At 41.9% G+C, this 14,451-nt stretch carries 12 protein-coding genes; 6 read left to right on the forward strand and 6 right to left on the reverse strand.

Going from position 1 to position 14,451, the window contains the following annotated elements; all coding sequences use genetic code 11:
• The first annotated feature begins 2 nt into the window (after positions 1-2).
• From DFP77_RS07565 to DFP77_RS07570, 3 genes are read left to right on the forward strand one after another with little or no spacing between them, the layout of a single operon-like run.
• Positions 3-1,088: an FGGY family pentulose kinase gene (locus DFP77_RS07565; protein WP_220235524.1), complete on the forward strand. Its 1,086-nt coding sequence runs from the start codon at positions 3-5 to the stop codon at positions 1,086-1,088.
• Positions 976-1,632 carry an FGGY-family carbohydrate kinase gene (locus DFP77_RS19660; RefSeq protein ID WP_258861086.1) on the forward strand — a complete coding sequence of 219 codons (657 nt, stop codon included), beginning with the start codon at positions 976-978 and terminating at the stop codon, positions 1,630-1,632. Before DFP77_RS07565 ends, DFP77_RS19660 begins: the two co-directional genes overlap by 113 nt.
• A 3-nt stretch (positions 1,633-1,635) precedes the next feature.
• Positions 1,636-3,222 (forward strand): fucose isomerase, encoded by a 1,587-nt coding sequence (locus DFP77_RS07570; protein ID WP_114411675.1) that lies wholly within the window; start codon positions 1,636-1,638, stop codon positions 3,220-3,222.
• A gap of 81 nt (positions 3,223-3,303) precedes the next feature.
• Here DFP77_RS07570 and DFP77_RS07575 read toward each other — a convergent pair whose 3' ends face one another.
• Both DFP77_RS07575 and DFP77_RS07580 read right to left on the reverse strand, forming a co-directional pair.
• Complete coding sequence (locus DFP77_RS07575) at positions 3,304-4,992, reverse strand: aminotransferase class V-fold PLP-dependent enzyme (RefSeq protein ID WP_114411676.1); 1,689 nt, start codon at positions 4,990-4,992, stop codon at positions 3,304-3,306.
• Between the two features lie 51 nt (positions 4,993-5,043).
• Positions 5,044-5,514 carry an Lrp/AsnC family transcriptional regulator gene (locus tag DFP77_RS07580; RefSeq protein WP_114411677.1) on the reverse strand — a complete coding sequence of 157 codons (471 nt, stop codon included), beginning with the start codon at positions 5,512-5,514 and terminating at the stop codon, positions 5,044-5,046.
• A 285-nt stretch (positions 5,515-5,799) separates the two neighbouring features.
• Between DFP77_RS07580 and DFP77_RS07585 the strand changes: the two genes are divergently transcribed.
• Positions 5,800-6,660, forward strand: coding sequence for a delta-class carbonic anhydrase (locus DFP77_RS07585; RefSeq protein ID WP_114411678.1), 861 nt, complete (start codon positions 5,800-5,802; stop codon positions 6,658-6,660).
• Between the two features lie 184 nt (positions 6,661-6,844).
• Positions 6,845-8,056, forward strand: coding sequence for a zinc metallochaperone GTPase ZigA (gene zigA, locus DFP77_RS07590; protein WP_114411679.1), 1,212 nt, complete (start codon positions 6,845-6,847; stop codon positions 8,054-8,056).
• Positions 8,057-8,362: 306 nt separating this feature from the next.
• Here the strand turns inward: zigA and DFP77_RS07595 are convergent, their stop codons facing one another.
• From DFP77_RS07595 to antA, 4 genes are all read right to left on the reverse strand, one after another.
• Positions 8,363-9,364 (reverse strand): AraC family transcriptional regulator, encoded by a 1,002-nt coding sequence (locus DFP77_RS07595; protein ID WP_114411680.1) that lies wholly within the window; start codon positions 9,362-9,364, stop codon positions 8,363-8,365.
• A 386-nt stretch (positions 9,365-9,750) separates the two neighbouring features.
• The gene (gene antC, locus DFP77_RS07600) at positions 9,751-10,797 is read right to left on the reverse strand and encodes an anthranilate 1,2-dioxygenase electron transfer component AntC (protein WP_114411681.1); all 1,047 of its coding nucleotides are present in this window, start codon (positions 10,795-10,797) and stop codon (positions 9,751-9,753) included.
• Positions 10,798-10,882: 85 nt separating this feature from the next.
• The gene (gene antB / locus DFP77_RS07605; protein WP_114411682.1) at positions 10,883-11,371 is read right to left on the reverse strand and encodes an anthranilate 1,2-dioxygenase small subunit; all 489 of its coding nucleotides are present in this window, start codon (positions 11,369-11,371) and stop codon (positions 10,883-10,885) included.
• A 2-nt stretch (positions 11,372-11,373) separates the two neighbouring features.
• Positions 11,374-12,756 carry an anthranilate 1,2-dioxygenase large subunit gene (gene antA, locus DFP77_RS07610; protein WP_114411683.1) on the reverse strand — a complete coding sequence of 461 codons (1,383 nt, stop codon included), beginning with the start codon at positions 12,754-12,756 and terminating at the stop codon, positions 11,374-11,376.
• Positions 12,757-13,283: 527 nt separating this feature from the next.
• Here antA and DFP77_RS07615 point away from each other — a divergent pair.
• Positions 13,284-14,273: a TRAP transporter substrate-binding protein gene (locus DFP77_RS07615; protein WP_114411684.1), complete on the forward strand. Its 990-nt coding sequence runs from the start codon at positions 13,284-13,286 to the stop codon at positions 14,271-14,273.
• Positions 14,274-14,451 lie beyond the last annotated feature (178 nt).

The raw sequence follows: 14,451 nt of genomic DNA on the forward strand, positions 1-14,451 counted from the left end.
ATATGACCTTTTTTATTGGTATTGATGTCGGTACTGGCAGTGCAAGGGCAGGAGTTTTTGACTCTGAGGGGAATTTAAAAAGTACGTCAGCTCAAGCCATCGAAACATATCGTCCACTAGAAGACTTTGCACAGCAAAGTAGTGCTGACATATGGGAGGCAGTTTGTACGGCGACGAAAACTGCGATAGCTGATGCCAACATATCGTCGTCAGAAATAGTGGGAGTGGGGTTTGATGCCACTTGCTCTCTTGTCGTTACTGATGCCAGTGATGGGCCTGTTAGTGTGGATCCAGCAGGTTTGGCTCACCAAAACGTGATGTTATGGATGGATCACCGTGCCATAGAAGATGCCAATGAAATAAATGCAATTGGCGGTTCGGTTTTAAAGCATGTTGGTGGTCGTATTTCTCCTGAAATGGAGCTGCCAAAATTACGTTGGATGAAGCGTGAACTACCACAGAGCTGGAAAAGTGCTGCTCAATTTTGGGACTTGCCAGATTGGTTAGTTCACCGGGCCACCAATAGTTTCACGCGCTCGCTGTGCTCAACCGTATGTAAATGGACCTATTTAGGTCACAAAGGCTTTGCTGGAGAAGGTTGGGACGATGACTTTTTGTCTTCCATAGGGCTGGAAGATTTAGTTGCGGATGGACATGCCTCTATTGGCTCAACGCTCGCTGTTCCGGGTGAACGTTGTGGTGTGCTGAGCGAACAATCGGCAGCGGAACTTGGTTTGGTTGCCGGTATTGCGGTATCCGCTAGTTTAATTGATGCCTATGCTGGTGCATTAGGGACATTGGGGCTTGATATTGGTGAATCGCCTATAGACTCTCGTCTTGCAGTTATTGCAGGTACGTCGACTTGTCATATTGCTTTTAATACTAAGCCGATTTTTGTTCCCGGTGTTTGGGGGCCATATTTCGGCGTAACCCTACCTGATATGTGGGCTTTAGAAGGCGGTCAGTCTGCAGCTGGTGCACTTATGGACGCTGTTGTCGCTCGTCATAGCGCCTCTGTCCCACTTGCTATTGAAGCTAAAAAAACAAGGCAAAAGAATTTCCGATTTGATCGAAGACAGACTCGCTAGTATGGCTGAGGAAACGGCGTTTTTAGCGTCGACTCGTCATGTGCAACCTGACTTTCATGGAAACCGCTCTCCTTTGGCTGACCCTTGGAGAAAAGGTGCCGTAGTTGGGCTAGGTATGAGTGCAGACCTTGATGATTTGGCACTCGACTACTTAGCCACGATACAAGCTTTGGCTTATGGCACACGGCATATTATTGAAGAAATGCGCGCTCAGGGAGCGGTTATAAATACGCTTGTTATGAGTGGTGGTTTAGCTAGAAATGTACTTTATGTTCGTGAGCATGCTGATGCTACAGGTTGTCAGGTGTTGGTGCCAGATCAACAAGAACCAGTGTTATTAGGCTGTGCCATGTTGGGAGCTGTTGCTGCGGGTGAGTTTACTGATCTAAGGCAAGCAATGAAGGTTATGTCTGGTCAAGGTCATATGGTCGAACCAAGACAAGGTTCTATCAATAATTATCACAATAATAAATACAAGGTGTTTCGGAAGATGCAAGACGATTATTCCGAGTATAACGCCATGATGATGACAAAGGAGAAATAGTCAATGAGCCAAATTATATTAGTTGCTAGTGGTGATTTAAGAGAGGGTGCCAATATTGTATGTTGGCCGACACAAAAGGCCATGGAAGCAAAGCTAACCAAAGTATTGGCAGATCTTGGGCATGAGTTAGTTCGTGCGCACCCAGAAAAAGCGGCTGGACATGGCTTTATAGCAAGCCAGCGTGAAGGTATGGATATATTTGCAACGATTGATCCTGATGCTCCCTTAATTGTTGCAGAAGCGGTTTGGCAGTATTCGCATCATGTATTAGCGGGTTTAACGACTCATCGAGGACCAATTTTGACTGTTGCTAATTGGTCCGGTCAGTATCCAGGTTTGGTGGGCTTACTGAATATTAATGCCTCTATGACCAAAGCTAAGGTGGACTATTCTACTATTTGGTCGGAAAATTTTGACGATGATTTTTTCTTAAAAGGCATCAAAGAATGGTTGAGTACTAAAAAAATTACTCATGATTCATCACACGTCAGAGCATTCGAAAATACTATAAATGAAGCAGATCATAAGTTGGTTGCAGACATAGCTGCCGATATTCGTTGCAATAAAGTGATTTTAGGGGTTTTTGATGAAGGTTGTATGGGAATGTATAACGCTATCATTCCTGATGAATTACTCATGCCTATGGGCATTTTTAAAGAAAGGTTGTCACAATCAACTTTGTATCATGCAACATTGCAAGTGCCTGATGAAGAAGCTGCCGAAGCGTATCAATGGATGCTAGATAAAGGCATGACTTTCCATTATGGTCCAAACCCTGAGACAGATTTAACGGAAGAGCAAGTTCTTGGACAATGCAAAATGTACATTGCATCTGTTCGTTTAGCTGATCAGTTTGGCTGTGAAGCCATAGGTATTCAATATCAGCAAGGATTGAAGGATTTGCTGCCTGCTTCTGATTTAGCTGAAGGCATGCTAAATAATGAAGATCGCCCTGATGTAAAGCGTTCAGATGGAAGTGTTATTCGCCAAGGACAAGCTATAGTGCATTTTAATGAAGTGGATGAGTGCGCAGCGTTAGATGGTGTTTTAATTAATCGTTTGCATCGAGCGCTTGGGCAGCCTGTTGAAAATACTCTGCATGATATTCGCTGGGGATCATTTGATCCTACTGGTAGCAGTGATGATTATGTTTGGGTTTTTGAAATTTCGGGTGCTGTACCGCCAGCCCATCATGAAGGTGGTTGGGCAGGTTCAGAGAGTTTACGTCAACCGTTGATGTATTTCCCATTTGGCGGCGGTTCTTTACGAGGTATTGCGAAAGCAGGAAATATTATCTGGTCAAGAATATATGTCCAACAAGGTGCTCTTCATATGGACCTTGGTCGTGGTAAAGCGATTGATCTACCCAAAGAAGAGGTTGCTCGCCGCTCTCAATCTACCACCCCAGAATGGCCAATTATGAATGCCGTACTTAAAGGTGTGAGCCGTGATCAAATGATGGCACGACACAAAGCTAACCACATCCAAGTTGTTTATGCGCATTCCGAGGCGGATGCTGAGCGTGCGATGTGCGCGAAAGGGGCTCTTGCAAAAGAGCTTGGTATAGAAGTGCATCTTTGTGGCGTGTAAGTTCTATCAGATAAGGTAGACTAAGAAAACTTAATTATAAAAGCGGCTAACCTTATGGTAGCCGTTTTTATTTTGTATTAACTAAATAAAATCCTCAGCCAACACGAAGCGTTTGATGTCGTTGAACTCTTTGTTAAAAGGCTGTGGTTGCTTGGTGTATTTTCCAGCCATGCAGTCTTTGACTATCTCTTTTGCTTTCGTTAAATAAGTATCTCTATCTTCAGTTGAACTTGTGCTGTGTTCTGCTGTTGGTTGTTGCACTTTTGTTTGCGAGAACAATAGCTCGTTAAGCGACTTAGGCGTGTTGGATTGTCCTTGGAAGCGCCATAAATCCGTAGTTTGATCATAAGCGTAGTAAGGCAACAGTGTGGTGCCGTGTTTGGCGACAAAATCGATAGCGTCTAGAATGAATGTCGCTTCAGCATCGTCTAAGAAATAATTCAAATTGAAGCGAACCCAACCCGGTTTTACGAGTTTTTCACCTTGTTTCAATGCTAATTGAATGCGCTCAGATTCGGTTTTGTCTATGCCTAAAAGCTGGTGGCCATATGGGCCAGCACAGGAGCAACCGCCGCGAACTTGAATGCCAAATACATCATTTAATAGGGCTGTGACAAAGCCATGATGTAAATAACCCAATTCGGTTTTGATACGAAACGCAGTGATCGATAAGCGTTCTGCTTCAGCGTGACCAAGACGTTCTATACTTGGATGCTGGTGCCAATGTTCATCTATCAGTTGCACTAGTTCGTGCTCACGTGCTTCGATGGTTTTTTCGCCAACCGCTTGTTTGAGTTGGAAAACTAATCCAGCGCGAATCGATTCAATGATACTTGGCGTACCGCCTTCTTCTCTGCGCTCGCCAACGGGCAAAAATGTATGGTCTTCCGGTGTCACAAAAGACACGGTTCCACCGCCCACGTGGCTTGGTATTTGATTGTCGATGATGGCTTTTTTGACGACTAGAATTCCTGGTGTGCTAGGGCCACCGATGAACTTATGAGTAGAGAAAAATATCGCATCTTTGGCTCGTGCTGGGTCTGAATTTGGGTTCATATCCAATTTGACATAAGGCGCAGCGGCCGCAAAATCCCAAAAAGCCAGCGCGCTATAACGATGCAACAAGGTTGTGATGGCATCTTGATCGCATAAAATACCAGTGACGTTAGAAGCAGCACTGAAGCTACCAATCAGACGTTTACCTTGATTCGCCTGTAACTGATTTTCTAGGGTGACTAAGCATACGCCGCCGTCTTTTGATTCAGGAATTCTAATCACTTCAATACCTAATTCGCGCCAAGGCAGTTCGTTGGAGTGATGTTCGTAAGGCCCAATGAAGACCGTCGTTTGGGCTTTTTCTTCGGTATTAAGTTGGCGTAAGCCTAATTGGCTAATTAAGGTGTTAATCGCACTGGTGGCACCGCTGCCGCAGAATATTACCAAGTCGTCTACCGATGCGTTAACTGCCTCTCGAATTTGCTGACGAGCTTGTTCACGAAAAGTGGTGGTCTGCTGGCCGGTGGCGTTGGCTTCGGTATGTGTGTTGGCGTAAAGCGGCAACACATGATTGCGAATGGCGTCTTCGATAAAATCGAGACTGCGACCCGATGCCGTGTAGTCGGCGTAAGTGAGTGTTCTTTTGCCAAATGGCGTGTCTATTTGCGTGTCTTTACCTATGATGCCGTCGCGAATATGGGCAAGTAGGGCCTCTGCATCAGTTTGTTCTTTAGTCTTTGGTATTGCGCTTTTTTCCGCGGCAGCAATGGACATAACTCTTTCCTCATTTGGCTGGTCGCATCAATACACTTGTTCGTTCACCGCTTACTCTTTTGGGTTAGGCAAGGGCAACTGAGTTGTCCACTTGATCTGCTCCATGGCAAAGTTTGAGGTGACGTCGGTTAATGCGGTGGCACTAATTAATCGTTTATAAAATTTGTCATACGCTGGAATGTCTTTGACCAGCACTCGTAATAAGTAATCGTACTCTCCCGCCATGCGGTAAAACTCAACCACCTCAGGAAATTCTGCCACGACGCGGGCAAATTCTTCTGCCCAACTTGCATCGTGTTGGTTGGTTTTCACTTGTACAAAAACGGATACGCCAAGGCCAAGTTTGTCTGCGTCTAACAGCGCGACACGGCGTTTGATAAAACCTGCGTTTTCTAGTTTTTGAATGCGTCGCCAGCAAGGGGTTTTGGATAAGCCAACTTGCTGAGCCATAGACTCTGTGGAAATACTATCATCACTTTGAATTAAGGCAAGCAGTTGCAAATCTATATCATCTAAGTGCATTTTGTTCTCTTTTTTGTTTAGTTTTTAGAAATATATTTCTTATTGTCGTGTTTTTTCTTGTCATCTGCAATCTCATCCTTTCGCCATGCTAGATAGCGGAATCTCATTTTTTATTTGGTGCGAAAAAATATCGTATTAATTCGAATTATTTAAGGAGAAAGTAAATTAAGGCGGTGTTAAGTGCAAAAAATTAGCAATGAAAGGCTTGGATTGAATGTTCTTTGGGCTTTGTAGTCCCAACGCTGCGTTAAAAATGTATTAGGGGTTTTCTATTTAAGGATATTTATGAAAGCGATTAATGTTGTTCGCGGTGTCGGTTTAACTTTAGTTTCAGGCGCTGCATTTGCTGCGAATCAAGGTGCTGTGTCAGATGACGTTATTTTGAAGCAGCGCCAAGCATTACAAGAAAGCGCAATAGGACGAGATGTTGGGCCACAATCTCCAAGGGATATAGATAAGCTCTTCGGACGCAACCCTCAAACCTTCGCGCAAGCATCAGCATCGAACAAGATGAACCTATGTAATATCCATTTTCACAAAAATGCTGAACACAAGGGCGGAGACTTTATTCAGTATGCAGGGAATGGGGACGGCCAAGGATTTCAAACGGGTTATGTTTATTCTGGTCAGCTTACTCTGGAAGAGCTGAAGCCAGTTAAGGATGGTGCTATCTGCAAGGGCAAACATAGTGAGCTTTACCCTGGTGATACTATTGAGGTGCACTATGTGTATTCCAGTGCTGAGGTTGAACCAGGGCCGACTTTAGCAGCTTGTGTCGTCAAGGGTGAAGCTATGCCTCAGTTGCGAGTAGAAGCTCAAGTGTATGTTCTGGTCAATGATGATCAGGCACTGAAATTTAATGCTCTGACAGCCCATGATGTTCGAAATAGTTTGTATCAAGCAACGGGAATTCCTAATCACACTGGTGACCCTGTCACTTACGCAGGTTCCACGACAGGACCTAGTTACAATACAAAAGCCTCACCCTTTCAAGTTACATGGAATGTTCGTCCTAAAATCGCGAAGGTTGATATTCAATCTGTAGGAGACTGGTGCGATAGTCAAAATATCTACCAAGAAGATCACGCACACGGTGTGAGAAATTTAATAACCAACCCTGATTTACTTTCAAATACCGCTGATTGAACGGCTTATTATCTATTCCTGTGTATCGCTCTGACCCTCTATGTAAGCCCTCTAATAGAGGACTGTTTTAAGTCTATTTCTTAGTTCATTATTTTATTGTGAATGTTCCATTAAAAAGGCATCTATCTCAATCTATTGAGATGTTATATCATAACATTTTAATAGATTCTTGTGGGAGAGATTCATGACAGCTATACAAAGCAAATTGCCGGTGACTGTGTTATCTGGTTTTTTAGGTGCAGGAAAGACGACGGTATTAAGTCACATATTAAATAATCGCGATGGTTTGAGAGTCGCGGTGATTGTGAATGATATGAGTGAAATCAATATCGATGCAGCGACAATTAAACAAGAAGTATCGTTAAACCGCAGTGAAGAAAAATTAGTAGAAATGAGCAACGGCTGCATCTGCTGCACGCTAAGAGAAGACTTATTAATAGAGGTTCGAAAGCTTGCCGAGGCGAATAGCTTTGATTACTTAGTGATTGAATCAACCGGTATTTCTGAACCTTTACCTGTTGCAGAAACCTTTACATTTGCGGATGAGGATGGCGTGAGTTTATCGGATATTTCGCGTCTTGATACCATGGTTACGGTTGTTGATGCGGTAAATTTCATGAAGGATTATGAAGCGGCTACCTCGTTGCAGGAAACGGGTGAGTCACTTGGTGAGGAAGATGAACGTAGCGTGGCGGATTTGTTGATTGATCAAGTCGAGTTTGCCGACATTATTTTGATCAGTAAAACCGACTTAGTGAGCGAAGCAGAATTGCGGCAATTAGAATCCATCCTGCGTAGTTTCAATACAGAAGCGGAAATTATCCCCATTCATCAAGGCAAAATAGAGCCTAAGCGCTTGCTAGGCACAGGTAAATTTAGCTTTGAAAAGGCACAGCAAGCAGCTGGCTGGCTAAAAGAAATGCGTGGTGAGCATGTACCCGAAACAGAAGAGTATGGCATTGGCAGTTTTTCCTATTTGGCTCGACGACCTTTTCATCCCCAGCGATTTTTTGACTTTCTTCATGGAACAGAAGCTTATGGAAAGCTGTTGCGTTCGAAAGGATTCTTTTGGTTAGCAACTCGCCCCGAGTTTGCTGGGCAATGGAGTCAGGCGGGTGGTATTGCACATTATGGTTTTGCAGGCATGTTTTGGAAGGCGGTTCCCAAAGACAAATGGCCACAAGATCCAGAATACCTTGAATCGATAGCCAATCAATGGGTCGAGCCTTTCGGTGACATGCGTCAGGAGCTGGTGTTTATTGGTCAGAATCTGAATAAAGAGGCTGTCATTGAGGCATTAGATGGTTGCTTATTAAGTGAGCAAGAGCTTCTCGCCGGTAAAGCGGCATGGGCAACATTACCTGATCCATTTCCTGAGTGGGATGAAGTTGCTTAGGATCGTATTTCATTAAATAAACGTAAAGACTCCCTGTCTTATTAAGATCGGGAGTCTTTTTTTACTATTCTTAGTTTTCGCTAATCGGCTCTAACACTTCTACAGCCTTATTTTTTAATCGATAAATGAGCAGATGAATATCTTCTTTGATCATCGATAAAACATGTATTAAATGCAAATGTTGTATTAACTGATCAAATGTGTTTATGCGTTTTCTCTGCAATAAGGCCACCTTAAAAAGTACGATGAGTTATCCTAAAAACGGTTGAGGATAGTTTATCAAGATGCTCACTGGAAATTTAAATTTCATTTATTTTTCCGTGCATTATTAATGGTTTCAGAAGGTAACTCGTTAAAATATTCTTGGTACTGCTGTGAAAATCGGCCAAAATGAGTAAATCCCCACTCCATTGCGATATTAGATATTTTTTCTCGATTATTTGAATCAAATAAAGCGAGTCTCACTTTATTCATCCGATATTTTTTTAACCAACCCAATGGTGTGTCGTTAAAATAATCGCGAAAGCCTGCAAAAAGAATAAATTTGCTTACGCCAGTATGTTTGGCAATTTCTTCAATATATATTCGCTCTGAGGCATTTTTTTTCATCCATTCACAGGCATGTATTAAGTAAGCCGGAATAGAATCATTGGAGGGTGCTGATAAGCTGTCTCGAAATTGCTTGCTGATATTATTAGGTTGTGAAAGTAATAGTCCCTTTATGAGCGAGAACTCGAGATCTTTCATCATCTGTGGTTGCGTATAGAGTGCCTGCATCGTCTGCCAGTGTTTTGCTGTTTGCTGAACAATACACCACCAGGCTTTCATTTCAGGGCGTATGAGTTCCATTTTCGCATCAAACTGGATTGGCTGTTGAATAGTTTTACCGATGATTTTTTCGGCGACATAGGCCACTGATTTAGAAGGAATTAAAAGCTGAAACTTTTGGCAGTTAGAACTTATGTTTAGCTCTTGTTGTGAAGCTGGGGAGACAATAAGGCCCTGATTTTCATCAGAATATAATTCTAAACCATCGTGACGAAGTGTTTGATGTCCTGCTACCGGAAGGCTAATGCTATAGCCTTTTAGATTGTTTTCAGGATTGATATTAATAGCCACATCACATCCATAAGAAAGAAAACCAGTTACAATTCCTAATTCTGGAAATCGATTACCTTTGTGATGAAAGTTTAAGTCTGAATGTCCATATACATCTAAGTCATGTGGACCACATATACTGTCCATCCATAATTTGGCATCTTTTGCTGTAGAGCAGTGTGATTCAAGTTTATTAGTTTCTTTAAGCATAACGTTCCCCGAAGATAACTCTTACTTCTGGACGGTGATTTTTATTTTTGATGACTAAGCTCAAACCTGTGAACTTAGTCTCTTTATATAATGCTTTCTACCGTACAAATTCTATGCCATTTTCGGCATATAGCATTAAAAAAGTGAAGATTAGCGAAAGGTAGAGTTTTCAAGAAATAAGGGGCGATGACGATAGAAATAAGAAAAATCAAAGTGTTTTTTTGATCTCTATACCTTGTGTTCACACCTTGACATGACTTCTTAACGGATGTTTTCGAGTCGACTGTTGTTCTTGCAATAGTCCCCCCTAGATCTAGCAACTATGTAGCGAACAGCTTTGGTGCAAAAATAGGGAGGATAAAGCAATGGGGATGTTTTTAGGGCAATTATGAATTGTTGCTAGCAACGAATTTTTCGAAATATAATTTACCATTTTCAATGTTGTTAGTTTGCAGCCAAGACTTGATCGCCTCTATCATAGGAGGTGGCCCACAAATGTACATGTCGAATGCATTTTCTTTAAGATTGTCAGAGTCTAATGCTTCAGTGATTAAGCCTTTTTTACCTTCATAACTGTCACTAGGGTTGCTAATTACAAGTTGATAATGGAAGTTTGAAAGTTGAGTTTTATAGTGATCAATTCGCTCTATTTCACACAGATCACGTTCGTTATTGACACAGTAATACAGTTCAATAGGCGTTGTTTCAAGAGTAGGGCTACTGGCTTTTAACGCTACTATTTCGTCCAGCATTGCTAAAAATGCAGATAAGCCTGTTCCACCTGCAATAAAAATTTGTCGGCGTTGTATTTCTCGTAAATAAAAGGAGCCCATTGGTGCTTCAAGCGTCAATGTGTCCCCAATCTTGCAACGATCACGGACATAGTCGCTCATTGCACCTTGAGGTAGTAGGCGAATAAGAAATTGTAAATGGTTTGTTTCACCACTGCTTGATGTTGCAAAAGAGTACGAGCGCCAAACGTCATCGTTCGGTACTTTTATACGAGCATACTGACCTGCTAAATAATCAAGATTGATATCCTGATTCATTACTTCTAAATGTAAGTTGGCTGATGAGTCAGCGACTTGTTCTATATCCGTTATCTGGGCTTGGAATTGGCGGAGTTGGTTCTTCGAACAAAGGGTCGAATCAATGTCGTAGTAGAATGAAGAAGGCGAAAGTATGTGTGTCTGACAAGATAAGATATGTCGAGCGTTCAGGTCTGATTCACTTAATGCATCTTCATCAACATAATCTTGTTCGTATTTACCAGATTCGCACAAGCCTTTACACGTGCCACATACCCCTTCGCGGCAATCTACAGGTAGTGTTAATCCGTTACGAAATGCTGCATCTAGCAATATTTCGTTATGTTTTGCTTCAAAAAATACAGTCTGTCCATCGGAAAAACTGACTGCGACTCGATGATTCATAATGAGATCTCCAGAACATCGGCTTCACCGACCGCGGTTGTGGTAGTCGGTGAAGCTTGTGGTTTTCGTTGGTCGTGCAAGAAAATTAAACGTGGTAAAAATCCATGACTGAATTAATGATGTCATTGAACACAACAACGAATTTACGCTGAATTTTCCAACTATCTTCTACCTTAACTAAGGTGAGTGTCGCTTCACCGTATAGCATTTCAGTTTGCCCTAAGCGGGTGTAATTTGTTTGCCATCCCAATAAAACGTCTAATGTATTGTCTGTTTTCTCTTGAATACGAACATTACTAACTTGATGTTGAGTTCTAGGCAGGGGGTTAGATGCTGCAGATTTACCTGTGCGAAGACGATAGATGCGGTCTTCTAACCCTGAGCGGTTGGCATAATAGACCAAAGACATACCTATTTTAGGATCAGACACATACTTGTATTCAGATTCCCATTGGGGTATCCAAAACTCACTGCTTTCCGTGAAGGTATCTAGGTAAGCATCCCAATCACGACGGTCACATAGAGCCGCTTGTTCATATAGGAACTGTTCAATCTCATGTTGAAGTGTAGTCATTTTTATACCTCCTTTAGGCTTAGTTCAGTTTTTTCTAAGCCTTTAAGAATAAGCTTCTGCCAATTGCCATGTTGATTGACATATAGCCCTTCGTGAGTGAATTCTGTGCCTGTGATAGCTGGATGAATACCTAACGATTCAGAGTTTTTAGTTGGTCCATATTGCCAAGCATGGCAACCACGACTGATGTCATTCCAACGCTCGAGACGAGCTTGAAAGCCTCGTTGTGCTTCGCGAAATTCCACCAAATCATCTGGAGTTCCCATACCTGACACATTGAAAAAGTCTTCAAATTGACGGATGCGACTTTCTCTGGCTTCAGCAGATTCACCTTTAACGCCAATGCACTGGCTAATAATTTCGGTTTTATTCCAGGCAACAGGACGGATAATGCGAAGTTGAGAGCTAATTTGATCCATGAAAAACAAAGAAGGGTATAGGTTTAAATTGCGCAAGCGATGCATCATCCACTCGGCTCTTTCTTGTCCATATTCTTCCTTTAAGCGAGGCATGACTTCCGAGTAACCTGGACGAACCGTTGGATTGATCATGTCGCTAAATAATAGGCTGTGACCATTTTTGAAAGCGAACCAGCCGTCATCTGTCTCGGCATCCCCGGCACCTAATTTACTGTAATCTAAGGTCTCAACAGCGCCTTTTTCTGCGTCTAGTTGATTGCGATGTTGTACAGTAGCCACATAGTTATAATGAACGGTGCTGACATGATATCCATCTAGACCATTTTCGTTTTGCAGCTTCCAATTACCTTCATAGCTATAAGAAGATTTGCCTGGCAAAACCTCTAACTCGCCTGTAGGTGATTGTGCCACCATCATATCAAGGAATATTTTTGTATCGCCGAGATAGTCTTCTAGGCTATCAGTGGACTCAGTATCTAAAGAGATAAATACAAAGCCTTTATAGGATTCAATGCGTGCTTTTTTCAAGTTACGAGTCGCTAAGTCAAATCCTTCTGGATATCCTCCAGGTGCTTTAACTTTTACTAAACGGCCATCACTTTTATAGCACCAAGCATGAAATGAGCAGGTAAAAGTAGATTGATTGCCCTTAGATAGCCGAGTCAACGTTGTGCCGCGATGTTGGCAAGCGTTGATTAGAGCATTCAAATTTCCTTTACCGTCGCGTGTTATGATCATCGGCTGACGGCCAGCTTGCATCGTTACATAGTCGTGCGGATTTGGGATTTCACTCTCATGGCAAGCATAGATCCACACTTTTTCAAAAATGTGCTCCATTTCTAAATCGAATAACTCTGGTGTTGTAAAAATATCACGTGCAATACGGTATGTAGACTCTTCAGGGCGAAAATCCAAACACTGGGAAATATAATCTCGCCACTGTGGGGAAGAGGTGGTAGTACTCATAATAAGCCTCACTAGTACGTTATTTAATTGTTTATTAGTTATAGGCTTAGTTTTATATTGGAAATATCCAGTTTGTTGATGAATGCTATCCGGAAAATTAGTTTTGTTTATCATAAGGATAAAGATTGGCTTATTTTAAAATTGATTTTTAGATTTTTATCATTGAATAAAAAAGAATCTAGTAATAAGAAGTGCTGTGTCTGTGGAGCATTGGCTATGCCTTTAAAACCCTTGAAATAAAGGTGTCATCGGAGTTGAATTCGCGGAGCCCTCTTTTTTGATGGCTTTCATTTCCCAGTTTCATCTTGCTTCCTATCATTTATATCCATTATTTCTACTTTGTGGATAGGTGCTCTCTACTATTTGGATATTTTCTTTATCTAATTGGCTGTTATATATAAAGCAATGGTTAAATAAATGATGAAAATAGCACTAATTAGTGGATGTTTTTTACATTGAAAGGTCTCGTTACACATCTCAATACTATTGATTTAACTTTGGTGAAAATAGATACCTAGGAGTCATACATGAAAAATATAATACACGCTGCTTTAATATCCGCAGGCGCAATAACTTTGTCAATTCAGCCATTGATGGCTGAGGCTCGAGATTTTCGGTTAGGACTAATTACCCCTGCAAACCATATATGGACACAATCTGCCCAAGCATTTGGCGACGCTCTTAAACAGGAGACGAATGGTGAGCATAGTGTGACTGTTTTTCCATCAAGTCAGCTAGGTAATGAAGCTCAAATGGTCCAACAATTACAGACTGGCGCTTTGGATATGGCTTTTTTGTCCATTGCAGAAGTCTCCAATCGAGTCCCAGACTTTGGAGCGCTGTATGCGCCATATTTGGTAGATAATATCGATCAAGCAGCAGCACTACTTCAGTCAGAAACTGCGACAAAGATGCTTGATCAACTGCCAGGATCTTTAGGTGTGGTTGGTATTGGTTATGGGATGGCAGGCTTGCGTCAAGTTTTAAGCCGCGACCCTATCGATAACGCATCAGACCTGAAAGGAAAAAAAATACGTATTACGCCATTTGAACCTATTCGTGATTTTTATAATGCGATTGGTGCCGCGCCAACACCATTGCCGTTGCCAGCGGTATACGATGCATTGGCAAATGGTCAAGTTGATGCCATAGATATGGATTTTGACTCTATATTGATCCTCAAGTTTTACGAGCAGGCTAACAACCTAATGATCTCAAATCATATGATGTTTCCAATGGTCGGGGTTGTTTCAGGGAGAGTATGGAAAACGCTAAGCAATGAAGATAAAGCCTTGATTCGTTCCAATATGAAAGACCAGCTAGACGGCATAATAGGTCGCTTCCAAGACCAAGAAAAATACCAAGAAAAAGAGATGCGCAATCTTGATATCACTATTACAGAAGGTAATGCAGATGACTTCAGTGATGCTATCAAGGTATGGGAAGAAACTTGGTCTCGTAAAAGTAAAATGTTGCCTGAGCTTCGCGCTGCAGCTGCAAAAATCAAAAATATGTAATTACTTCTAAATCAGTGTGGTCGTAATAATTGTTGCGTCCATACTGATCTATTCAATTAAATGGAGAGCCATATGAGAATACTCCTGAATTCAAGTCCGAAGTGCGACACTTTCACTTCAAGCAACTAAGCACATTTCTTTAAACACTACGGCTGGTTGCTTGAACCCTAAACACTTC

The organism is Marinomonas foliarum, from assembly GCF_003337275.1.
Classification (GTDB): Bacteria; Pseudomonadota; Gammaproteobacteria; order Pseudomonadales; family Marinomonadaceae; genus Marinomonas; species Marinomonas foliarum.

Coding starts and splice junctions, on each gene's coding strand:
- DFP77_RS07595 (WP_114411680.1), bottom strand. CDS start 9,364: ATGCTTAAAGAAACTAATAAACTTGAATCACACTGCTCTACAGCAAAA.
- antA (WP_114411683.1), bottom strand. CDS start 12,756: ATGAGTACTACCACCTCTTCCCCACAGTGGCGAGATTATATTTCCCAG.
- antB (WP_114411682.1), bottom strand. CDS start 11,371: ATGACTACACTTCAACATGAGATTGAACAGTTCCTATATGAACAAGCG.
- DFP77_RS07585 (WP_114411678.1), top strand. CDS start 5,800: ATGAAAGCGATTAATGTTGTTCGCGGTGTCGGTTTAACTTTAGTTTCA.
- antC (WP_114411681.1), bottom strand. CDS start 10,797: ATGAATCATCGAGTCGCAGTCAGTTTTTCCGATGGACAGACTGTATTT.
- DFP77_RS07580 (WP_114411677.1), bottom strand. CDS start 5,514: ATGCACTTAGATGATATAGATTTGCAACTGCTTGCCTTAATTCAAAGT.
- DFP77_RS07570 (WP_114411675.1), top strand. CDS start 1,636: ATGAGCCAAATTATATTAGTTGCTAGTGGTGATTTAAGAGAGGGTGCC.
- DFP77_RS07575 (WP_114411676.1), bottom strand. CDS start 4,992: ATGTCCATTGCTGCCGCGGAAAAAAGCGCAATACCAAAGACTAAAGAA.
- zigA (WP_114411679.1), top strand. CDS start 6,845: ATGACAGCTATACAAAGCAAATTGCCGGTGACTGTGTTATCTGGTTTT.
- DFP77_RS07615 (WP_114411684.1), top strand. CDS start 13,284: ATGAAAAATATAATACACGCTGCTTTAATATCCGCAGGCGCAATAACT.
- DFP77_RS07565 (WP_220235524.1), top strand. CDS start 3: ATGACCTTTTTTATTGGTATTGATGTCGGTACTGGCAGTGCAAGGGCA.